This window comes from Peribacillus sp. P4_D6 (assembly GCF_056401795.1).
The window spans coordinates 305,504-327,415 of sequence record NZ_JBFUIQ010000001.1 but is presented as its reverse complement, the minus strand read 5'-3'; the positions used below and the strand labels follow the sequence as shown (position 1 = coordinate 327,415).

At 43.8% G+C, this 21,912-nt stretch carries 21 protein-coding genes, 1 tRNA gene and 1 riboswitch; of the genes, 17 read left to right on the top strand and 5 right to left on the bottom strand.

The annotated features are described in order from the left end of the window. The first annotated feature begins 95 nt into the window (after positions 1-95). Together AC1DVB_RS01535 and AC1DVB_RS01530 are read left to right on the top strand one after the other, a co-directional pair. Positions 96-1,292 (top strand): ParM/StbA family protein, encoded by a 1,197-nt coding sequence (locus AC1DVB_RS01535; protein WP_057278235.1) that lies wholly within the window; start codon positions 96-98, stop codon positions 1,290-1,292. An 8-nt stretch (positions 1,293-1,300) separates the two neighbouring features. Further along, positions 1,301-1,843 (top strand): hypothetical protein, encoded by a 543-nt coding sequence (locus tag AC1DVB_RS01530; protein ID WP_057278234.1) that lies wholly within the window; start codon positions 1,301-1,303, stop codon positions 1,841-1,843. 95 nt (positions 1,844-1,938) lie between these two features. Here AC1DVB_RS01530 and AC1DVB_RS01525 read toward each other — a convergent pair whose 3' ends face one another. Beyond that, entirely contained in the window at positions 1,939-3,231 is a 1,293-nt protein-coding gene (locus tag AC1DVB_RS01525) for an NCS2 family permease (RefSeq protein WP_230134504.1), read from the bottom strand. 299 nt (positions 3,232-3,530) lie between these two features. Here AC1DVB_RS01525 and AC1DVB_RS01520 point away from each other — a divergent pair, with 299 nt between their 5' ends. Genes AC1DVB_RS01520 through AC1DVB_RS01510 form a run of 3 tightly spaced genes read left to right on the top strand, consistent with a single transcriptional unit; the run spans position 3,531 to position 7,235 of the window. Continuing rightward, positions 3,531-5,084 (top strand): DEAD/DEAH box helicase, encoded by a 1,554-nt coding sequence (locus tag AC1DVB_RS01520; RefSeq protein WP_477587874.1) that lies wholly within the window; start codon positions 3,531-3,533, stop codon positions 5,082-5,084. Between the two features lie 15 nt (positions 5,085-5,099). Then, a complete protein-coding gene (locus AC1DVB_RS01515; protein WP_239859865.1) occupies positions 5,100-6,014 on the top strand; it encodes a phosphotransferase in 915 nt (304 codons plus the stop codon). Between the two features lie 33 nt (positions 6,015-6,047). After that, on the top strand, positions 6,048-7,235 hold the full coding sequence (locus AC1DVB_RS01510) for a class I SAM-dependent methyltransferase (RefSeq protein WP_477587872.1): 1,188 nt from the start codon (positions 6,048-6,050) through the stop codon (positions 7,233-7,235). Between the two features lie 105 nt (positions 7,236-7,340). Here AC1DVB_RS01510 and AC1DVB_RS01505 read toward each other — a convergent pair whose 3' ends face one another. Then, the gene (locus tag AC1DVB_RS01505; protein ID WP_034316019.1) at positions 7,341-8,891 is read right to left on the bottom strand and encodes an ABC-F family ATP-binding cassette domain-containing protein; all 1,551 of its coding nucleotides are present in this window, start codon (positions 8,889-8,891) and stop codon (positions 7,341-7,343) included. Between the two features lie 216 nt (positions 8,892-9,107). On the opposite strand from AC1DVB_RS01505, the gene AC1DVB_RS01500 reads away from it, so the two are divergent. Continuing rightward, entirely contained in the window at positions 9,108-11,300 is a 2,193-nt protein-coding gene (locus AC1DVB_RS01500) for a DNA topoisomerase III (RefSeq protein ID WP_239859862.1), read from the top strand. A gap of 54 nt (positions 11,301-11,354) precedes the next feature. Here AC1DVB_RS01500 and AC1DVB_RS01495 read toward each other — a convergent pair whose 3' ends face one another. Then, a complete protein-coding gene (locus AC1DVB_RS01495; protein WP_156404392.1) occupies positions 11,355-11,519 on the bottom strand; it encodes a hypothetical protein in 165 nt (54 codons plus the stop codon). A gap of 42 nt (positions 11,520-11,561) precedes the next feature. Between AC1DVB_RS01495 and AC1DVB_RS01490 the strand changes: the two genes are divergently transcribed. Next, entirely contained in the window at positions 11,562-12,095 is a 534-nt protein-coding gene (locus AC1DVB_RS01490) for a hypothetical protein (RefSeq protein WP_477587869.1), read from the top strand. 123 nt (positions 12,096-12,218) lie between these two features. Here the strand turns inward: AC1DVB_RS01490 and AC1DVB_RS01485 are convergent, their stop codons facing one another. Together AC1DVB_RS01485 and AC1DVB_RS01480 are read right to left on the bottom strand one after the other, a co-directional pair. Next, positions 12,219-12,377: a hypothetical protein gene (locus AC1DVB_RS01485; RefSeq protein ID WP_156404391.1), complete on the bottom strand. Its 159-nt coding sequence runs from the start codon at positions 12,375-12,377 to the stop codon at positions 12,219-12,221. A gap of 176 nt (positions 12,378-12,553) precedes the next feature. Continuing rightward, a tRNA-Arg gene (locus tag AC1DVB_RS01480) sits at positions 12,554-12,627 on the bottom strand. Between the two features lie 229 nt (positions 12,628-12,856). Between AC1DVB_RS01480 and AC1DVB_RS01475 the strand changes: the two genes are divergently transcribed. From AC1DVB_RS01475 to AC1DVB_RS01430, 10 genes are all read left to right on the top strand, one after another. Then, the gene (locus AC1DVB_RS01475) at positions 12,857-13,705 is read left to right on the top strand and encodes a polysaccharide deacetylase family protein (RefSeq protein WP_082609409.1); all 849 of its coding nucleotides are present in this window, start codon (positions 12,857-12,859) and stop codon (positions 13,703-13,705) included. A gap of 86 nt (positions 13,706-13,791) precedes the next feature. Continuing rightward, positions 13,792-13,966, top strand: a riboswitch (cobalamin riboswitch). Positions 13,967-14,145: 179 nt separating this feature from the next. Next, on the top strand, positions 14,146-15,111 hold the full coding sequence (locus tag AC1DVB_RS01470; RefSeq protein ID WP_057278227.1) for an ABC transporter substrate-binding protein: 966 nt from the start codon (positions 14,146-14,148) through the stop codon (positions 15,109-15,111). Beyond that, positions 15,074-16,129, top strand: coding sequence for a FecCD family ABC transporter permease (locus AC1DVB_RS01465; RefSeq protein ID WP_057278226.1), 1,056 nt, complete (start codon positions 15,074-15,076; stop codon positions 16,127-16,129). The genes AC1DVB_RS01470 and AC1DVB_RS01465 overlap by 38 nt, the downstream gene beginning before the upstream one ends. Before the next feature lie 6 nt (positions 16,130-16,135). Continuing rightward, complete coding sequence (locus tag AC1DVB_RS01460) at positions 16,136-17,608, top strand: heme ABC transporter ATP-binding protein (protein WP_057278225.1); 1,473 nt, start codon at positions 16,136-16,138, stop codon at positions 17,606-17,608. Continuing rightward, positions 17,605-18,570 carry an adenosylcobinamide-phosphate synthase CbiB gene (cbiB, locus tag AC1DVB_RS01455; RefSeq protein ID WP_239859855.1) on the top strand — a complete coding sequence of 322 codons (966 nt, stop codon included), beginning with the start codon at positions 17,605-17,607 and terminating at the stop codon, positions 18,568-18,570. Before AC1DVB_RS01460 ends, cbiB begins: the two co-directional genes overlap by 4 nt. After that, positions 18,545-19,618: a threonine-phosphate decarboxylase CobD gene (gene cobD / locus AC1DVB_RS01450; RefSeq protein WP_230134606.1), complete on the top strand. Its 1,074-nt coding sequence runs from the start codon at positions 18,545-18,547 to the stop codon at positions 19,616-19,618. The genes cbiB and cobD overlap by 26 nt, the downstream gene beginning before the upstream one ends. Then, positions 19,591-20,166 carry a bifunctional adenosylcobinamide kinase/adenosylcobinamide-phosphate guanylyltransferase gene (locus AC1DVB_RS01445; protein WP_239859851.1) on the top strand — a complete coding sequence of 192 codons (576 nt, stop codon included), beginning with the start codon at positions 19,591-19,593 and terminating at the stop codon, positions 20,164-20,166. Before cobD ends, AC1DVB_RS01445 begins: the two co-directional genes overlap by 28 nt. Continuing rightward, entirely contained in the window at positions 20,163-20,954 is a 792-nt protein-coding gene (cobS, locus tag AC1DVB_RS01440) for an adenosylcobinamide-GDP ribazoletransferase (protein ID WP_048688558.1), read from the top strand. The genes AC1DVB_RS01445 and cobS overlap by 4 nt, the downstream gene beginning before the upstream one ends. Beyond that, positions 20,912-21,529 (top strand): histidine phosphatase family protein, encoded by a 618-nt coding sequence (locus tag AC1DVB_RS01435; protein WP_239859847.1) that lies wholly within the window; start codon positions 20,912-20,914, stop codon positions 21,527-21,529. The genes cobS and AC1DVB_RS01435 overlap by 43 nt, the downstream gene beginning before the upstream one ends. Then, the gene (locus AC1DVB_RS01430) at positions 21,445-21,909 is read left to right on the top strand and encodes a bifunctional adenosylcobinamide kinase/adenosylcobinamide-phosphate guanylyltransferase (RefSeq protein WP_095678766.1); all 465 of its coding nucleotides are present in this window, start codon (positions 21,445-21,447) and stop codon (positions 21,907-21,909) included. Before AC1DVB_RS01435 ends, AC1DVB_RS01430 begins: the two co-directional genes overlap by 85 nt. Positions 21,910-21,912: the final 3 nt, after the last annotated feature.

Below are 21,912 nucleotides of genomic sequence, written 5' to 3'. Positions count from 1 at the left end.
CAACTAATGAAGGATTGACTAACGTGAAAACTTTTCCTATTCTTAAAGGGAATGCTTCACTTAAATTTTTTCCATGAAAAAGGGGATGTTTTTAGATGAGTTCTAGAATCGCAGCAGTAGACGTAGGAAATGATGCTATCAAGGCTATTTTTGGAAAGCTAGAGTCTGAACTATATATACCGAATGTCATTGCAAAAGACATAGAGGACCGTCCGGTCATTGGGATTGAGGAACTTGATGAAAAAAACCCATTGGAAGGGATTCATATCAGGGTCCATTCACCGGCTCTGCAAGACAATAATGCGATTTATCGCGTTGGGAACTTGGCGACAAAAAGTGATAATCCTACCGAATTGGATTTAGGAAGCAGTAAATCGGAAGAAGATCAAACATTAGTCATGCTTTTTGCGGCTCTTGCATTAGACGCTGCCAAGTTGGGGGACAACGATACATTCAAAAAAGTGAATAACGTTGTGGAAGCCAACTATACTCTTGGAACAGGGTTGCCACTTCGGGAGGTTAAAGAAGGGAAAGACGTCGGGTACCGCTCGAAATTACTTGGTTCAGTCCACCAGGTGGAATTTTTAATTACTCCTAAATACCAAGGCATGAAGGTTAATATCAAATTTGATGAAGTGAAAGTCTATCCAGAGGGTTTTGCAGCATACATAAATTTGGTCATGGATAAAGATTTGAATATCATTAATCGTGAATTAATAGATAGAAGAATACTGATTCAGGATATCGGTGGATTATCGACGGATATCGCTGTCATTAAAAATCGTAAAGTTGACGATGACAAAGCGCAAGGATTCAATTTGGGAGTAGCTGAAGCCCTTGAATCGATTCGTGAAGAAATCAGGAAGAAACATGGTGTCGAGTTGGATAGCAGGCGTGACGTCGTTGAAATCATCACGAAGAAAAATGATCGCAATCATATTATGGTTCGCGGAAGCCGGACAAGCGTTCATGATATCGTTGACCGTATTTTGGGAGAACTGGCCAAAAAGCAATATCGCCACCTGCGCAACGTATGGCAAAAAAATTCACAAACGGAAATCTGCTATTTTGTAGGCGGGGGATCGATTGTCTTGAAAGATTACTTGAAAACCTTGAATCAAAATTTCGATGGCTACAATATAGACTTTTTCGAAGATGAGCGGGAAAGCGTTTGGATGATGGCAAACGCCTATTATAAATTGATTTCGGATTTTAATCGCCGCCGGAATGCAAAGGAACAGAATCAGTCCCAGCAAAAGAAGAAAGAACAAAGAACGGGTTCCATTAAATAGGTGAGAGAATGAAAAAAACAGCTTCTTCTGAAATTAAAAGAGGACAAGCCATCACTTTTCGTATCCCTTCGGATGTCTCAGACTATACGTTAAGACAGCTGCAGAAATTGAAGGAAACGGAAAGAAGGAATTTTTCCAGTAAAATTGCTGAGTATGTTCTCGATGGAGTCGGGCAATCCACCCATCAGGATCGGGAAATGATTGCCCTGCCCATGCCGAACAAGTTAAGCAAATCTCAGCGTGATTGGCTCAAGCATTCCCACTCAGAAGCTATGCTTGGAACGATTATGTACCACCTTTTATCCGATCCTTTACGCGCTACGGCCTTGCTTGCCTCTTTGAATAATAATGTATTGAGTGAGGAATTGTATGTGCAGGCCGAGCCCGAGGAAAAGGAACCCGTGGAGGTCCAGGAGGACCTGCCTAAGAAAGATTTGGATGACTTTGATTGGAATTTGAATGAACCCTCACAACAAGAGGAAGAAACAGAACCTGAAGAGGAAAATCTTGACGATCTCCTGGGTGATTTTCTTGATCAAATGAACCAGTGAATATATAGGAGGATATCTGACGACAAGTTGGATATCCTCCTTTTTCTTTGCAGGGGCCAAAAAAAGAGGAACCCCAAGGATTCCTCTTAAGATGATCAAGCCAGGAAAATCAGTTGGTAAAGGAATAAAACGGCAAACATGTACACGAACGGATGCACTTCACGGAATTTGCCTCTTGCCATTTTTAAAATGGGGTAGGCGATGAATCCGAGTGCTATCCCGTTGGCGATGCTTGATGTTAAAGGCATGGCGACAATGACCAAAAAGGCTGGAAATGATTCATCAAAGTGTGTCCAGTCAATTTCATTAATGCTTTTAATCATCATGCTTCCGACGATGATCAAGCTAGGTGCCGTGATTGCCGCTACATTTGAGACAGCTCCTATCAGCGGACTGAAAAAGGCGGTTATTAAGAATAGGATGGCCACCACCAACGCGGTTAAACCTGTCTTGCCGCCCGCTCCTACACCAGCTGATGATTCAACCGAGGCAGCGGTCGGGCTTGTGCCGAACATGGCGCCGACAGTAGTGCCGATCGAATCTGCAAAGAAGGCACTGCCTGATTTTTCAAGCTTGTTCTCCTTCAGCAATCCAGCTTGACGGACAATGCCCAATAAAGCACCGGTCGTATCGAAAAGCATGACAAGCAAAATGGAGAAGACGACGCCATAAAGCCCATAGTTAATCACATCGGCGATAGATGTGATTGGATTGGCGACTATTATCCCTTCAGGTAACGAAGGGGTGGAAACCAGACCGTTAATTTCCAATTGGCCTGTAAAGAAAGCGATTATGGCAGTCACGATCATTCCGATGAATATCGCTCCCTGCACATTGCGAACGATCAGCACGATCGTTATGAGCAAACCAACCAATGTAAGTGCCACACTGGGATCCCTGAAGCTTCCAAGGGTAACCAGGTTGGATTCATGCTGTGTGACGACACCTGACAAACGAAGTCCGATGAAGGTAATGAAGAGCCCGATTCCGGCACTGATTGCATGCTTTAAGTTATTAGGGATGGCCTCTATCAATTTTGAGCGGAAAGAGGTTAGGGATAAAAGGATAAAGATGATACCGGTAACAAAGACTGCAGAGAAGGCAACTGTGTATGAGATATCATGGGTTCCCAATACCGAGTATGCAAAATAAGCATTCAATCCCATTGCCGGGGCTATGACAATTGGGTAATTGGCTAAAAGGGCCATGCATAGTGTACCGACTATTATTGCGAGTATGGTTGCTGTGAATGCTTGGTCGAAGGGAACACCAGCATCAGAAAGGATCATGGGGTTTACAACGATAATATAAGCCAGTGTTAAAAAGGTTGTAAGCCCCGCAAGTACTTCCGTTTTAATATTTGAATTCCGTTCTTTTAATTTAAACATGCGGTCACTCCTTTTTTATATACAAAAAATCCTTGCAAAAATCTACAAGGAGGAGATGCTTACCCTTTTTCAAGTAAGTAGCTCGATAGATGGTAATAAATCTTATAAATTATATTAGAAAAATAACTAAAGTACAATAGGATGAAAAATTTTAAGGTACAGGTTTTCTCGAAAATAGATAATGATATACTAACAAATAGCTTAGACTAAGGATAATGACTTGAAATGAAGGAAGCTGTTACCATTTAAGTGGATTTATCAGTAAATTAAATGAAGAAATTCAGAAAGTAGGCCCATACATGACAGAATTCATCGACCTTGGCGTCAGCCCGGCGATTAACAACATATTAAAGCAAATCGGAATATCCGCCCCTACCCCGATTCAGGAGAAATCGATACCCGATATCCTTGCTGGTAGGGATGTCATCGCGAAGGCGCAGACAGGGACGGGGAAGACTTTGGCCTTTTTGCTGCCAATCCTGGAAAAAGTCGATCCCGCCGCATCCCACATACAATCACTGATCGTCACGCCAACAAGGGAATTGGCTTTGCAAATCACTGCTGAATTGAAAAAATTCGCTGATGAAATCGAAGGACTTCAAGTGCTTGCAGTTTATGGCGGACAGGATGTCGAGCAGCAAATGAAAAAGCTGACAAGAAACATCTCCGTGGTGGTCGCCACGCCCGGCAGGTTATTAGATCATTTACGAAGAGGCACCATCGATCTCTCACAAACTGGAACGCTTGTGCTGGATGAAGCTGATCAAATGCTTCATATTGGGTTTTTACCAGAAGTGGAAGAGATCATGGAACAGCTTCCAGAGGAGCGCCAAACGCTGCTCTTTTCAGCGACGATGCCAGAACAGGTTCATCAATTGGCTAAACGCTATATGACTAAACCATTAACTGCCGTTGTGAAGGCTGAGCAAGTAACGGTCGAGAAAATCAGGCAGCTTGTCATCGAGACGACCGATCGTGCCAAACAATCTTCATTAATCAACATGATAAAAGAAGAACAGCCATACCTTGCAATCATATTTTGCCGTACAAAACGTCGCGTTTCGGTATTGAATGATGCCCTGAAGGCAGCTGGATTCAATTCTGAAGAGCTTCATGGTGACCTTTCACAGGCAAAGCGGGAACGTGTCATGAAAAACTTCAGAGACGCAAAGCTTCAATATTTAGTGGCGACGGATGTTGCTGCACGAGGGCTTGATGTAGAAGGCGTGACCCATGTGTTTAATTACGATGTTCCCGAGGATGCAGAAAGTTACATCCACCGAATCGGGCGGACGGGCCGTGCGGGTGAGAATGGCTTGGCTGTCACCTTCATAGCAACGAAGGATCTTCAGCTATTAAGCGATATTGAAAAAGGGATCTCCATGAAAATCGAAAGAAGGACGATTGAAGGAGTGAAAATGTTCCAACCCGATGAGGTGAGGCAAAAAAGGAAGCGTCATGAAGACCCTTCCGATGAGGGTACTCGCCGCCCGCGTTCGGGAGGGGGAAGGAAACATCGGGAACGGATTGATACGAAAGGACCGAATCGGGGCAGTCACCGTTCTGTAAATCAAGCGGACAATCGTGAAGTCGAGAGGGAGAAACCACGTGGAGGCCGGATGGAAAACAGCCGCGGGCCTATACGTGAGGATTCACGTGGAGTTCGTTCGGAAAACAGCCGCGGACCAAGGAGAGAGAATCCGCGGGGTGGCCGCTCGGAAGACGGCCGTGGACAAAAGCGTGACAGTCCACGAGGAGGTCAAAGGGACAGCCGCAGATCAACTAGTACACAAGGCGCGAGTAATCGCAGAGGTGGATCTGGCAGCAGCCCCAATAGAGGGAGAAACCGGTAAAAGGGGGAGACGGGAGTGAACAAGCCTTGGTTGGCAGAATATCCAGTTTCTCTGGAGCTGGCAGGGAAATTGATCATGCTGCAGTTTCCGGAAATTGAGTTGAAAGAGATCAAGCAACTTGGGGAGGGTTTCGATAACACGGTCATGCAAATCAATGGGCAATTTGTATTCCGTTTTCCCCGCCGTCCTATTGCAGTTACGTTGATTCAAGTGGAAAATCAGCTTTTGCCTTCCATTGCAGGCACTTTTCCGCTTGCTATCCCTGAACCAATCTTTTTTGGGAAACCAAGCACTTTGTATCCTTATCCTTTTACTGGTTATAAAATGGTGAAAGGACACTTGCCTGTAGAAGGAACAAAAGCAAAAAAGGTCGAATCGGCAAAAAGATTTGCCCGCTTTTTGAAGGTTCTTCACAGTTTCCCTGTCGAAAAGGCTAAGCGTTTAGGTGTGCAGCCTGATGGGATGATGAGGCTTGATGTACCCTATCGAAAGAAATCACTTATGGAAAATGTCTCGAATCTAATAAAGCTAGGATACTTTGAACTGGCGCATGCAGTTAAGGATTTTGTTGAAACCTTAGGTGAAGGTGAATTGGATGTTCAGCATCCGATTTCGCTCGTTCACGGAGACATCCATATCCGGAATGTTTTACTTGATGACGAAGGCGTTCTCGCAGGTGTCATTGATTGGGGAGATGTCCATATCGGGAATCCAGCCATTGATTTCTCCTTTTTATACAGTTATTTCCCAAAAGAGGTGCGCAGGGCTTTTTTCGAAATCTATGGTGAAATTGAAAAGGAAACAGAGAGCCTAGCCCGGTTCAGAGCCATATTTATGCTTGTTACATTACTCGTTTATGGCATAGATCGCCACGATGAAGAGCTGATTGCCATTACGAGTACCGGTTTGAAATTTGCTATAGAAGAATAATTGTCATGCTCTTTTGATGTTTAGGAGGTACATATGAAGTCAAGTTATTATCATACAATCACATTAATGGCGAGCATATTGGATCAAGCTAATATTGCCTACCAATTTACAGGTCGATCTGGGCTTTTTGTACAAGGAGTGGATATCGATGAATATAAGAAAATCGACATGGATGTACAATGGGATGTCTTTAATGAGGCTTTGGATCTTTTTTCCGAATACGCGCCAACAAAGCCTGAAAGAAGTCCTGAGACTGCATTCTTTCTAATGGAAGTCGAGGGGATTTCTGTCACTGTTCGCTGCAGGTTTAACACGACCATTAAAACGGACCCTTATCGTTTATCCATAAAGATGGGGGATATGGAGGTTTGGTGCAGGTCGTTATACAGCTATTTATACGAAGAAGAAATGAGAAAGTTCAGTGCCGAAATTCATGCTTACCTATCAGCCGAGCAGAAGGGGTTCACAGCGGAAAATGAACAAGCCTGGAACCAGAATAATTATTTAGCGCTTGTCAATCGTTATGGAAATCCCGTTGAATTGGCATCAAAAATCAAACAAAACCCAAAATGGAGACTGCACCCTTTTTATAAATATATGGGGGAAGTATCCGGCAAAAAAATCACACATTTGATGGGTTCGAACGGTGTGAAGGCAGTTGCACTGGCCATATTGGGAGCAGAAGTGAAAGTCGTTGATTTTTCCCAGGAAAACGCAATGTTTGCAAATGAGCTGGCAAGTGGCGCCAATGTCTCCATCGAGTATATCGTTTCGGATGTCCTTTCGCTATCATCCGGGCATGAATCAGGGAATCAGGATTTGGTTTTAATGGAGCTCGGTGTACTTCATTACTTAATAGACCTGCAGCCGTTATTTGAAAAAATTAAAAAGATGCTGAAACCTGGAGGCCGATTCGTACTTCATGAATTTCATCCGATTTCAACAAAGCTCATTACTTCAAATGGTAAAAAACATAAAATAACAGGCAACTATTTCGCTCCGGCAATCGAAAACAATGAGGTCGCTTTTTCGAAGCATATGCCGGATGAGGAAAAAGGAAGCCTTTCAAGAGTTGTACAGCGTAAATGGACAATCGGGGAACTAATAACGTCAATTGGTCAATCAGGGCTCGTTATTAAAGTGCTCGAGGAAGAACCGAATCATAAAATCCATGATATTGGGCTTCCGAAAACATATACCTTGGTGGCGGAACGAGTTTAAGCTGCATGATGAGGGAATGAAAGCTGACTGAAGGAGCGTTTTCAGTCAGCTTTTTGTTTATTCCACAATAAAGGGGATGCCGCTTCTGCAGCATCCCCGAAATAATTAATTTTGAGCCGACCATTCCTCTACATCCCATACTTTGGTTACCCAATCTTCATAGAAATCAGGTTCATGGCATACAAGGACAATCGTTCCTTTATACTCTTTCAATGCACGTTTCAGTTCTTCTTTTGCAACGACATCCAAATGGTTTGTAGGTTCATCGAATAACAGCCAATTGCTTTCGGTAAGCATGAGTTTACAAAGGCGCACTTTTGCTTGTTCCCCACCGCTTAAATGGCTCATCGGACGTGTAATGTGCTCGTTTTTCAAACCGACACGGGCAAGAATCGCACGTACCTGCGGTTGGTCCAGATGCGGAAATGCATTCCATACTTCATCGATCGGTGTCGTATCGCCTGCTTTCACTTCTTGTTCAAAATAAGAAGAAAAAAGGAAATCGCCAAGTGATCTTTTACCGCCTAGAGGATCGATTTTACCCAAAATCGTTTTTAATAGAGTGGATTTACCAACTCCGTTACAGCCGACCACGGCAATTTTTTCTCCCCGCTCGATGGTCATGGACAACTTCGGAAGCAATGGGCGGTCATATCCGATTTCCAGATCTTCACCTTCAAAGACATAACGGCTGCTCGCACGTGACTCTTTAAAGTCAAAGGTAGGTTTCATTGCAGTTTCCGGACGATCGATGCGTTCCATGCGATTCAATTGCTTTTGACGGCTCTTTGCCCGTCCGGTCGTTGAATAGCGTGCTTTATTCTTTGCAATGAAATCTTCCTGCTTTTTAATGAATTCGCGCTGTTTTTCATAGGCGTTAATATGTTGGTTTTTATTCAATTCAGCCAGCTCAAGGAATTTTTCATAAGTTGCCGTGTAACGGGTCAGTTTAGAAAATTCAAGATGGAAGATGACGTCGACGACGCCGTTCATGAACTCGGTATCATGCGAAATTAATAAGAATGCATTAGGATATTCCTTTAAGTAGCTGCTCAGCCAGCGGATATGCTCCACATCCAAGTAGTTCGTCGGTTCATCTAGGAGCAGTACTTCAGGCTGTTCCAAAAGTAGCTTGGCTAGTAAAACCTTTGTCCGCTGTCCGCCGCTCAGGGCAGAGACATCACGGTCCAAACCGATTGCATCCAACCCTAAACCGCGTGCCGCTTCTTCAATTTTAATATCCAGATTGTAAAAACCGCCGGCTTCCAGCTTGTCCTGGATTTCACCCATTTGTTCCAAGAGTTCTTCAAGTTCCTCCGGAGTGGCCGTACCCATTTTCTCTGTAACTTCATTCAGTGCTTTTTCCTGCTCGAATAAAGGTAAGTATGCATCCCGTAAGACGTCGCGAATCGATTTACCTTTTGAAAGTATCGTATGTTGATCAAGATAGCCATATTCGACACCAGGTGTCCATTCGACCCGGCCATCATCATGGATGAGTTGCCCTGTAATGATATTCATCATCGTTGATTTCCCGACACCATTTGCCCCGACCAGACCAACATGTTCGCCGGCCATCAGGCGGAATGATACATCCTTGAATAAAGTACGGTCGCCAAAGCTGTGTGCTAATTTATCTATAGAAAGTAAGCTCATTTTATATTGAACCTCCCAATTAATTTGAAAAAATCCCTACGTTTCATCATACTAAAATCTGCACGGGAATGCTATCTAATCTATTAATTTACATATATGTGGGTACGGGGAATCCTTAAAGTGAACCAACCGATCCAATGCCATGGTGCATTATCGCCCTGGCATAAATTATATGAGATAATAGAGGAACCAGTTTAAAAGCGAAAGGATGTTAATATGAGTAAAACAGTCGTACTGGCCGAGAAACCTTCGGTCGGCAGAGATATAGCGAAAGTGTTGAATTGCGGGAAAAAGGGGAATGGCTTTTTTGAAGGCGATCAGTATATCGTCACTTGGGCACTGGGTCATTTGGTTACCCATGCAGATCCGGAATCTTATGATGAAAAATATAAAACGTGGCGCCTTGAGGACCTGCCCATGTTGCCGCCTGCTTTGAAATTGGTCGTGATCAAGCAATCAGGCAAACAGTTTCAATCGGTTAAAACACAATTGAATCGCAATGATGTCAAGGATGTCATCATTGCAACGGATGCAGGCCGTGAAGGGGAACTTGTTGCACGCTGGATTCTCGAAAAAGCGAATGTGAAGAAGCCGGTCAAGCGGCTTTGGATTTCCTCTGTAACGGATAAAGCGATCAAAGATGGATTTAAAAATCTGAGAGATGGCAAGGAGTATGAAAACCTATTTGCCTCTGCTGTAGCAAGGGCGGAAGCAGACTGGATCGTTGGGATGAACGCGACGCGTGCCCTAACGACCAAGCATAATGCCCAATTATCCTGCGGGAGGGTTCAAACGCCGACACTTGCGATGATTGCAAAAAAAGAAGAGGAAATAAAACAGTTCCAGCCTAAGAAATATTATGGCGTTTCGGCAATTGCGGAACCCAATTTGCGCCTCGTCTGGCAAGATGCCCAATCAAAAGATATCCGCACTTTTGATAAAAACAAGGCAGAAAAGGTTCTTGCAGCCGTTAAGGGGAAAAGTGCAGAAGTGGTTGAAGTGAACAAGGCACATAAGAAAAGTTTTTCCCCTTCTTTATATGATTTAACAGAACTTCAACGGGACGCCAATAAGAAATTCGGCTATTCGGCGAAGGAGACGTTATCGATCATGCAGCGCTTATATGAAAGCCATAAGGTCTTGACTTATCCAAGGACGGATTCACGCTTTTTATCAACGGATTTGGTTGATACGCTAAAAGAAAGATTACAGGCTGTAAGCATTAAACCATATGCCCAGTATGCATCGAGGATCCTGCGCAGCCCGATTAAAACAAATAAATCGTTCGTGGACGATAGCAAGGTTTCTGATCACCATGCAATCATCCCCACTGAGCAAACGCCGCTGCCGGGAAAACTGAGCGACAAAGAATCGAAAATCTATGATTTGGTCGTTAAAAGGTTCCTTGCTGTATTGATGCCGCCTTTTGAATATGAACAAACGACCATCACCGCAAAAATGGGGCAGGAGATGTTCATGGCAAAAGGGAAGGTCATCCTGAAGTCAGGTTGGAAGGAAGTTTATGATCACCAATTCGATGAGGAAGAAGCTAAAGATGGCCTTGCGGAGCAACTGCTTCCGAACGTTCAAAAAGGTGACAGTTTAACCATTTCGACTGTGAAACAAACAGAGGGTGAAACGAAACCGCCGGAACCATTCAATGAGGGGTCGCTTCTTTCGGCAATGGAGAATCCCGCTCGTTTCATGGCAGGGGAAAGCAAAGAGCTCATCAAGACTCTTGGTGAAACTGGCGGGATTGGAACTGTTGCAACACGTGCGGATGTCATTGAAAAACTGTTCAATAGCTTCCTGATCGAGAAGAGAGGAAAGGGCCTTCATGTCACCTCGAAAGGAAAACAACTTCTTCAATTGGCACCTGAAGACTTGCGTTCTCCAGCTTTGACAGCTCAATGGGAGCAAAAGTTAACTGCGATAGCAAAAGGAAAGCTGCCACAACAGGCTTTCATCGGCGATATGCGCTCCTACGCCAAAAATATCGTCCATGAAATCAAAAATAGTGACCAAAAATTCAAGCATGATAACGTGTCAGGAACGAAATGTCCTGATTGCGGCAAGCTGATGCTGGAAGTGAATAGTAAAAAGGGAAAAATGCTTGTCTGTCAAGATCGTGATTGCGGCCACAAAAAAAGTGTTTCACGTGTAACAAATGCCAGATGCCCGCAATGTCATAAAAAGATGGAAATGCGCGGTCAAGGAGAAGCACAGACATTCACCTGTAAATGCGGTTTTCACGAAAAACTATCTTCTTACAATAAACGTAGAGGTCAAAATAAAAATCAAAAAGTATCCAAAAATGAAGTATCCAATTATATGAAAAAGCAAAATAAAGAAGAGCCGATCAATACTGCATTGGCAGATGCCTTGGCGAAACTGAAATTCGATAAATAAAAGAAAAAGGATGGAGCAATCGCTCCATCCTTTTTCGGTATATTCCTGCTTCGACTAAATTTCATTCAGTACGGTGCCATGTAATTCATATTCAAGTGTTTTGTCAGTGTGTGTGTGTTTATCCGAATCTACTCGTATGAGCGTACTGAATGGCTTTTGATCACCCGGACTGAAAATTGCTTCATCATTCTCTGGATTCCATAGGCTGTAAATACTCATGATCGTATCTTCCTCCTTTGGATGAGAAGACTAGTAATTCCCATGCTTGATTATCATCCAACTCTTCAATTGACTCTAACGCTGATCACCGGGACTAAACACCGCTGCGTCATTCTCTTTGTTCCATTGGCTTCTGATTGTACTCATCATGCACTATCATCTCCTTTGGTGAGAATGTCTTACAGTATTTGTATACCCGGATGGGACAGGTTAAAACATTTTGCTACTACAAAGAGTGGCTCAAAACTTTTGAACTGGTGGTCACCAGTTCAAAATGGGAAAATCGTACTAGGTTCATACAAGAATATTCGAATAAAATACAAATATAAATTGGTTAATAAAAAACCTCAGTTTGTATCAGTTTCTAATTACGATTCTTACTTAACTGGAATTAATTTGGAAGTTGACTGGTTACATAAAGGCGGGAAGGCATCCTTCAGTAAAAAGAACAGTACAAAAGGTACTGCTAACATAACTGTTGATGGGGTTTATGTGCTAGGTGTTATAATTGCAGTACACCCTATTGGATTTAAATGGAATGGTTCGTGGAAACGCTCTTTAACAATAAAGAAATAGAAGTGATTAATTTTCAATAAAATGAATTTAGGGGTTTATCAGTCTGTATCACTGATAAACCCCTTTTACTATAGTCCAACAAGAATTTTCGAAAATATCCTTTTCACTTCACACATATTCGCCTTATGTTCGCTGTCGGACACCTTCAGCAACTTTTGCACGTAGAAAAATATCTAAGGCTTCATGCAGTGTGTATTCAATCGTGAAACTTTCCGTAGTCTTACTGGTCAATTTCCGTTCCTTTAACGCTGTTCCACGCTGTTTAATAACGTGTTTTTTCATGAAAAAAAGCACCTCCAAACATAGAAAAATAATAGTGATATGGAATATCACTGTTTCCTACGTACAGAAATGCTTTTATCCTACATACAATCTCCGGATTTTACGGTCATACCAACAGAAAAAAACCCTGCTACAACACGGAGAAACCGCATTATAACAGGGCTTATAAACTTTAGCGTCCCAGATAGGAATCGAACCTACGACCTACAGCTTAGGAGGCTGTCGCTCTATCCTGCTGAGCTACTGGGACATATATTAAAGTCGACGACTTATTTATTATATTTCTTATAGGCAAACTTTTCAAGCTAATAGCACATACTTATGAAAAAAAATCCTCATAAATGTTTAGCGTGTCGCTAAGCTTTCGTTTTTCCTCTTTTTTCATTAAATGGAATACTTTATTGTCCACTGGTTTTCTGGTACTATTATACTATAAAAAAATCAGGAGAATGATAGTGAAAAAATATAGAGTTTTAAGGATGGCGGCATTGCTGGGGGTTTTGATTTTACCTGGATGCACACAAGGGATTTTAGAGGGGATAGGCACAAAGACGGCTGCACCGATTGCGGAAGATGACATTGAAGTGGCCGAAGCGGCTGAGAATGGGACCGGGCAGGATTCGGAGGGGCAAATCGATACGGGAGGCTGGTTAAAGGCCGAGTCCCCGGTCCAGCTTCCGATATTGATGTATCACAGTATTTCTGAAGGGAATGGCCTTCGGGTTCCAAGGGAGGAATTCCGATCACAGATGGCTTGGCTTCGGGAGAATGGTTACTATACATTATCCCCTGAAGAAGCATTCCTCGTTTTAACCGAGAATCGGATGCCAAGTGAGAAGTGCGTCTGGATTACTTTTGATGATGGCTATACAGATAACTACACGGAGGCATTCCCGATATTAAAAGAACATGATATGAAAGCAACTGTCTTCATGATCGGGAAGTCCATTGATAAAGGTCATCACCTGACTGAAAATCAAATGTTGGAGATGAGCAGGGATGGGATTTCAATTGAAAGCCATACCATCAGCCATTTGGAGCTGAACCGCATGACGGCAGAGCAGCAAGAAGCGGAAATGGTTCAGTCGAAGGTGCTGTTCGACCATATCCTCGACCAGAACACGACAGTGCTTTCCTATCCGGTTGGCCGGTATAACGAAGAGAGTCTCAGGCTGTCAGAAGAAGCTGGATACAAGATGGCAGTCACTACCGAACCTGGGGGAGCTTCAAGCGACCAAGGGATGCATGCTCTGCATCGAGTTCGGATTTCACCAGGGTTATCGCTCAATGGGTTTGCGTCGCTGATTGAAAATGCTTCAAAGCATTGAAGGTGGAAGGGGCATTTTGCACTTGTTCAGAAAAATCATATAATAATCGATTCTTACATGGTGTATAATGAAGGCAGTGAAAATTATATACATATGAACGATTTGGTGTCTTAATGACTTAAAAGGGAAGTTGGTGAAATGCCAACGCGGTCCCGCCACTGTATATGGGAGCTTACGGCTGTGTACCACTGTATGAGATATGGGAAGGTGCCGTTGACGATGACCATGAGCCAGGAGACCTGCCAGAATTCGTACACCTGTAACCTACGCGGATGGGAAGGTGTGTGGCAGACCCTAAGAAAGAGTCCGTATTGATATTGTTGCCATGCAAGCATCTTCCGTTTAACGGGAGATGCTTTTTGTTTTTGGGGGTATCTTCCAGTGTTGGTTTTCTCTGTTAGGTATGAAGAAATTAAATAAAAAGATTGTGGGGAATGAAAATGAAGAAGATTTTTGGTCTGATACTGTTAATGTTGCTTACTGCAGGCATGATGGTAGGCTGCGGTGGTGCTGCTGATGAAGGAAAAGAAAAAGAGCAAACGAACCATGCTCAACACGAGGCTTTCCCGATTACGATTAAAGATGCAAGTGGGGAAAAGGTAACGATAGAAAAAGAACCGAAGAAAATCGTTTCGTTGATACCAAGTAATACGGAAGTGGTCTTTGCACTTGGTTTGGGTAAAAAGGTCGTTGGTGTTTCCGACAATGATAATTACCCGGAAGAGACGAAAGAAATTGAAAAAGTTGGCGGAATGGAAATGAACACGGAGCTGATTGTCTCCATGAAGCCTGACCTTGTTCTTGCGCATGCATCAAGTGCCCATAATTCAAATGAGGGTTTACAGCAGCTTAAGGATGCTGGAATAGATGTGCTCGTAGTCAATGATGCACAAAGCTTTGACCAAGTCTATGAATCTATTGAAATGATTGGAAAGGCAACGGGAGAACATGATAAGGCAAACGAAATCGTTGCGGATATGAAAACGAAGCTCAAGGATATCCAGGAAAAAGCCAAATCCGTAAAGAAAGAGGATAGGAAGACCGTTTTAGTGGAAGTTTCGCCTTCACCGGAAATATACACACCTGGAAAAAATACGTTCATGAATGAGATGCTTACTATTATTTCAGCGGATAATGCGGCTGCTGAATTGGACGGTTGGGCAAAAATTGATGAAGAGTCGATGATTGCTGCAAATCCTGATGTCATCATTACAACGTATGGTTATTATACGAAAGATGCAGTAAGTGAAGTGAAGGCCCGAAAAGGATGGCAAGACGTAAATGCTGTTAAGAATGGCCAAGTCTTTGATGTCCATTCTGACTTGGTGACCCGTTCCGGTCCACGCTTAATAGAAGGAGTAGAGGAACTTGCCAAAGCAGTCTATCCGAACCAATTTGACAACTAAATGGGCGTTTGCTTATTTGATTGCGTTGTTCATTTTGTTATTCGCAATGACGGTAGGCATTTCCTTTGGTTCGGTGCCAGTTCCGATTCCCGTACTTATACAAATAATCGGCAAGGAGATTTTCCACTTGCCGATTTCTGCCGATCCGGATGTGATGCTTACGAATATCGTGATGAACATCCGCTTGCCGCGGGTGCTGCTCGCTGGTTTGGTTGGGGCATCACTTGCGATCGCGGGTGCGGCTTTTCAAGGACTGCTCCGGAATCCGCTCGCTGATCCTTACACATTAGGTATTTCATCAGGAGCATCGGTCGGAGCCGTATTGACGATATTTTTGAATATATCACTGCCATTCATCGGTTTATATACTCTTCCGGCATTGAGCATCTTATGTTCAGTGCTCACGATGCTCTGCGTACTGACTTTTGCAAAAAGAATGGATCGGTCGATGAAAGTGGAAACGATCATTTTAACGGGAATCATTTTCAGCTCGTTTTTAAGTGCCTTCATTTCATTGATGATTGCGCTGACGGGTGATGAATTAAGACAAATCATCGGCTGGCTGATGGGAAGCGTCTCAATGCGCGGCTGGAATTATATCGTAATCATTTTGCCGTTTTTTATCATTGGCTCGTTGACCTTGATCATGAATACAAAAGAATTGAATGCGATGACTTTCGGGGAAGACCGGGCAAAACACTTAGGTGTGAACGTCAAGCGGCGGAAAATGTGGATCTTGATAGCCGGTTCGACATTGACAGGGGCAGCCGTTGCCGTTTCAGGGGCGATTGGTTTTGTAGGATTGGTCATTCCTCATTTTGTCCGAAAGATTTGGGGACCTGACCATAAACATTTGCTTCCGTTGTCATTGTTGATAGGAGGCGGATTCTTGATATTGGCCGATTTTGTAGCACGAACGATCATTGCCCCATCGGAACTGCCGATCGGGGTGATCACCTCACTTATCGGGGCACCTGCATTTGCGCTGATTTTATTAAAGAGACGGAGAGAAGGGTAAAAACGGATGCTTGAAGTAAAAGGGTTAACAGGTGGATATCACAACAAAGCTGTTTTGGACTCTGTCTCTTTTGATGTACATAAAGGGGAATTATTCGGGATTCTTGGTCCTAATGGCAGCGGGAAAACGACGCTTTTAAGTATGCTTAGCGGGGTGCTCGATTATAAAGGCGGAAGCGTACGGATAAGCGGCAGGGATTTGAAGGATTATTCGTCAAAACAACTTGCACAGGTCATTGCCGTGCTCCCTCAACATTCCTCATTAGCTTTCTCCTATACAGTAAAAGAGACGGTCTCGCTTGGGCGATATGCCCATCAATCAGGTTGGTTCCATAGTTGGTCCGCAGAAGATGAATCGATTGTCCAGCGGGTGATGGAACAAACGGGAGTAGCTGATTTTCAGGATCTTCATTTTGATCGATTATCAGGAGGGGAAAGGCAGAGGGTCCTGCTGGCACAGGCCCTTGCCCAAGAGCCGGAAATCCTTTTTTTGGATGAACCTACGAACCATTTGGATCTTTCCTATCAAAAAGATCTTCTTGATCTAATGAGGAAAATGGCAAAAGAGCAGAAGTTGACCGTTATTTCAATTTTTCATGATTTGAATTTGGCTGGATTATATTGTGATCGGCTTATGCTGCTTGAGAAAGGGCAGATTCAGGTTGTTGATGTGCCGAATGAAGTGCTTCAACAGGAACGGATTCAGGGTGTATATCATACGACGATCGAAAAACATCCGCATCCCGCCCTTCCGAAACCGCAAATGTTCATCGTTCCGGAAAAGCATGGCCAGGATACCATCCCGTTGGAAATTGATGAATCTTATTTGACAGTCGGATTTGAGATGATTCAATTGAAGTCTCCGATCCCGCTTAGAACGATGTCTTCTGGAGTGACTGGTTCTGGGACGGGCTGGCATAAGTATTTTGTGAATAGGCACGTCCATCATGGTTATGATTGCGAGGATCATCATGTTGAAATGGCCGACTATTTAACAGCTCATGGTTTTGAGCCTCAGGAAACGGTAGGGATGATGACAGCTGTCTTTCTCGATACGGTCGCAAGCAAGCTATTAAGAGCTGAAGATTTCTCGGTTTTTATCATTGTGACGGCCGGTGTAGGGAATGCTATCGACGCTTCATTAGCTGACCGGCATTCTTGGAGTTCCGCTCCAGGAACGATAAATACATGGATATTCGTAAATGGGCATTTGGCAGAAGAGGCATATATCCACAGTATAGTGACTGCGACCGAGGCAAAAGTAAAAGCGCTTCATGATTTGCATGTCATGGATAAGGTGACAAATACTTGTGCAACAGGAACATCGACAGACAGCATGTTGATTGCGGCAACTCAAAGAGGGGCAAAGCTTCAATATGCAGGCACCATCACTCCGTTAGGGAAGCTGATCAGTCGCGGTGTATATGATTGTACAGTGGAAGCATTGACGAATAATCGGAAACGGATTGAGGAATTATGATTTATCATCATCTTTTTGCGGTTACGCTGGCGTTCTTCCTTGATTTATTAATTGGAGATCCGCCAAGTTGGCCGCATCCAGTCAAATGGATAGGAACGATGATTAGCAAGTTGGACCTGGCATTCAATAAAGGGGCATATAAGAAACGGAAAGGGCTCTTCATGTTGATCATCGTCCTATCGGCGGTGTTATTGATTACAGTTCTTACCGTTTATTTGGCTTATCTAATCCATCCACTTGCAGGTATCCTTTGGGAAGCTGTTGTCATTTCCACAACGATAGCTCAGAAGGGCCTGAAGCAAGCTGGGATGGATGTTTGCTTTCCGCTTAATGAACGGGATTTCCCTGAAGCGAGGGTAAAGCTTTCCTATATCGTCGGCCGTGATACGGCTGATCTTGATGAGTCAGAAATCGTCAGGGGCACGGTGGAAACCGTAGCGGAAAATACCAGTGATGGGATTACAGCGCCATTATTTTGGGCAGCTATCGGCGGTGCGCCGCTCGCGATGGTGTACAGGGCGATTAATACCTGCGATTCCATGGTAGGGTACAAGAATGATAAATATGGGCAATTCGGATGGGCTTCAGCCAAGCTCGATGATATCGTCAACTGGATTCCCAGCCGCCTCACCGGATTCCTGATGTTGCTGAGCTCGAAATCCGGCTATCATGGATTCGGCGCCAGATGGAAGATATTATTCAATGATGCAAAAAAACATCCAAGCCCGAATAGCGGGTGGTGTGAAGCAGGCGTTGCTGCGATTTTGGGAATACAGCTTGGAGGCCGTAATATGTACAAAGGAATTGTTTCCGACCGTGCGAGGATGGGAGTTCCGCTTGTTCGATTGGAAGCAAAACATATACCACAAACGATTACCATCATGCATCGGTCATCTTTTCTATTTCTGCTGATGCTATGGTTAGGGGGACTTATTCTTGACATTACCTTCTCATGGCTCTAATCCTCATTATCTTTATGAAGCGCTGAAAATCGAAATGCCTGAATCGGTTCTCGACTTCAGTGCTAACATCAACCCATTGGGTCCGCCTTTACGCATAAAGGAACGGTGGTCTGGGTTTTTCGAAGGGATCCTTCAATATCCAGATCCGCATGCCATTGAACTGACAAAATCCATTGCAAAAAAAGAAGAACTTCCTGAGCAATCCGTTTTGATGGGGAACGGTGGTGCTGAAATCATCATGCTGGTAGCGAACGGATTAGCCAATCAAAGGGTGCTGATCATACAGCCGGCATTTGCGGAATATGCTGAAGCTTGTTTGGCAGCAGGATGTAAGGTCGATTTTCACCAGCTTGATGCTCCTGGGTGGCAATTGGACCTGGAACGATTGATTCCGCGATTACCCGAATATGATGCCATTTTCTTATGTACGCCTAATAATCCGACGGGAGTTTCATTTAAGCGGGATACAGTTAGGGAATTGATCATTGAATGCCAAAAAGCGGATTGCCTGGTTGTCCTGGATGAGGCTTTTTATGATTTCACGGAGGATGCCTTTAGTTATGCTTCTTTAATCAATGCATTTCCACATTTACTCATACTAAGATCAATGACTAAAATCTTTGCGATCCCCGGTTTGAGACTAGGCTATTTGCTTGCGTCACCTGACATCATAAAACGGGTAAGAAAATATAAACCGCATTGGAGCGTCAACCATGTGGCACTTGAAGTAGGGAAAATCTGTCATGCAGAAGAAACCTATATGAGAAAAACAAGAGACTATATTGCATGGCAAAAGCAAAAACTATTCCGGTTTTATGAGGAGCAGGGGCTGGATGTCTCCGATAGCACAGTTAATTTTTATTTGGTGAAAGATGAATCTTTATCCCTTTTCCCCTTTTTGCTGAAAAAAGGAATCGTACCGCGCCATACCTATAATTTTCCGGGCTTGGATGGAAGGTGGCTTCGGTTTGCAGTGAAGAGTGAACATGATAACGAAGCACTGATGGAGGGGGTAAGACAGTGGAGAAAGCAAGGCTCTGTTTTATAACCGGGGGTGTCCGTTCTGGAAAAAGCAGCTTCGCGGAAAGAAAAGCCCTGGAGTATGCACTCCAGATGGATGGGAACTTGCATTACCTCGCCTGTGGCCGAGTCAGTGACGCTGAGATGGGTGAACGCATCCTTAGGCACCGGAAAGATAGGGAAAGCAGCCCGATTGCGTGGAAGACCTCCGAATACGCAACGGATATTACAAGAATAGGGGCGGATATTGATCAGGATTCCATAATTCTGCTCGATTGTCTGACAACCCTGCTTGATAACGAACTATTTGGCCCTGGCCTTCCGCTTGAAGAAGAATTCTTAAATAGCGTTTTTTCAAAAATAATAACCGGAATCAATGAGATAAAAAAACAATCCAATTGTTTAATTGTCGTGAGCAATGAATTGGTGCAGGAACCGATTTTCCAGGATGATTTCCTTCATATATACGGAAAAACACTGGGATTGCTTCATCAAACGATCGTCGGGCTGGCCAATGAAGCCTATCTAGTGGAAGCGGGAATTCCATTGCGGAAGAAAGGGGGCATGCAGGAATGAGCGGAGTGATTGGATTTTTAATTAACCTGCAGTTCTTTACGGTCTTTCCAATAAAGAAGCAGCTTCCGATGGAGAAGAAATATATTCACCGTGCCATTCAAACCTTTCCATTAGTAGGTCTTTTGCTAGGCTTGATATTGGGCGGCGTTTTGTATGCACTTGTGGAATGGACCCCATTGTCATCGCTTTCGATTGCCTTTTTCCTTTGGTTTTTGACCATGGCATTAACAGGAGGCTTGCATCTCGATGGCTGGATCGATGCAAGTGATGCTTTTTTTTCCTATCAGGATAAAGAGCGGCGATTGGAAATCATGAAGGATTCCAGGACAGGTGCCTTCGGTGTCATCTCCGTTATAGTCCTATTGGCTGCACGGTTTCTATTTATCTATGAAATTGTCGAAAGGGTAAATGAATGGACATACTTCTTGATCATTGCCCTTCCGCTCTTAAGCAAATGTGTGATGGGTTATTTACTCATCCGGATGCCGCTCGCTAAAAAAGAGGGGCTAGGTGCTTTTTTTCAAAGTGCAGTGATGAAAAGCAGTTTGCCCATTTATTGGCTGTACCTCCTTGTAAGTCTGGCGTTTGCCTGGATCATTGATTTTAAGCTTGTCCCCTTATTTTTCATCATGTGTCTGGCTGCCGTGTTTTTCCTGGTATATATGAAACGTAAAATCCTCAGTTGGTTCGGTGGGATAACGGGGGATGTGCTGGGGGCATCCGTGGAAGGGGTTGAGCTTTGGTTATGGCTGATATTGTGGCTATTACACTACTTCGCCATGGGCTGACAGTAGCGAATGAGCGAAGGGCCTATTTAGGGTGGACGGATTCTCCATTAAGTACCGAAGGAGAAAAGGAAATATTGGACTTAAGGGGTTCTTACCCACAGTATGAAAAAATTCACAGCAGTGATTTGCCACGCTGTGTGGAAACTGCACGACTTCTGTTTCCAGATGCAGTTCCGCTCAAAAACCCTTCGTTCCGTGAGATGAACTTCGGCAATTGGGAAGGAAAGACGTATCAAGAGTTGAAGACAGATGGAGAGTATCTTAATTGGCTGGAACGTCCCATGGAGGCACTGGTGCCCGGGGGTGAAAGTTATCCGGCATTTTCCGAGCGTGTTAATAAGGGCTGGAACGAATTGATTGCCTGTAAGGAGAATCGATTTGCCCTATTGACGCATGGAGGGGTAATTCGTGATTTATTGGTCCGTTATGCCCCGCAGGAAAAGTCTTTTTTTGATTGGGGAATTTCCCATGGCAGGGGATATGAGCTCATATGGGAAGACCGGAACAGCTTAAGGAGGGGAGAACGCTGCACTTTGTTACAGGAGGCGCCTATAATGGCAAAACTAAGTGGGTAAAGCAATTGTATGGTTTGGAAAATGATGTCCTTTGGTTATCCGGATATCGACAAGAACAGCCGGAATTGATTGATTTCCAAGGCAAAACTGTTATATTGCAAGGTTTGGATGCATGGATTCAACAAGATGCAGAAAAGATGGATTCAGATTCGATTCGAAGAAGATGGAAGGAAATCATGGCTGATTGGCGAATATGGGAGAATGAAAGGGATGAACACCGCTGCATTGTGATAGGTTCTGATATTTCCAAGGGAATAGTCCCGATGGAAGCAAGAGACCGCAGATGGCGTGATGCCTGCGGATGGGTCTATCAAGATGTAGTATCCATATCAAAGCGCGTTGATATCATCTGGTATGGAATTAACCAGCGAATAAAGTAGAGG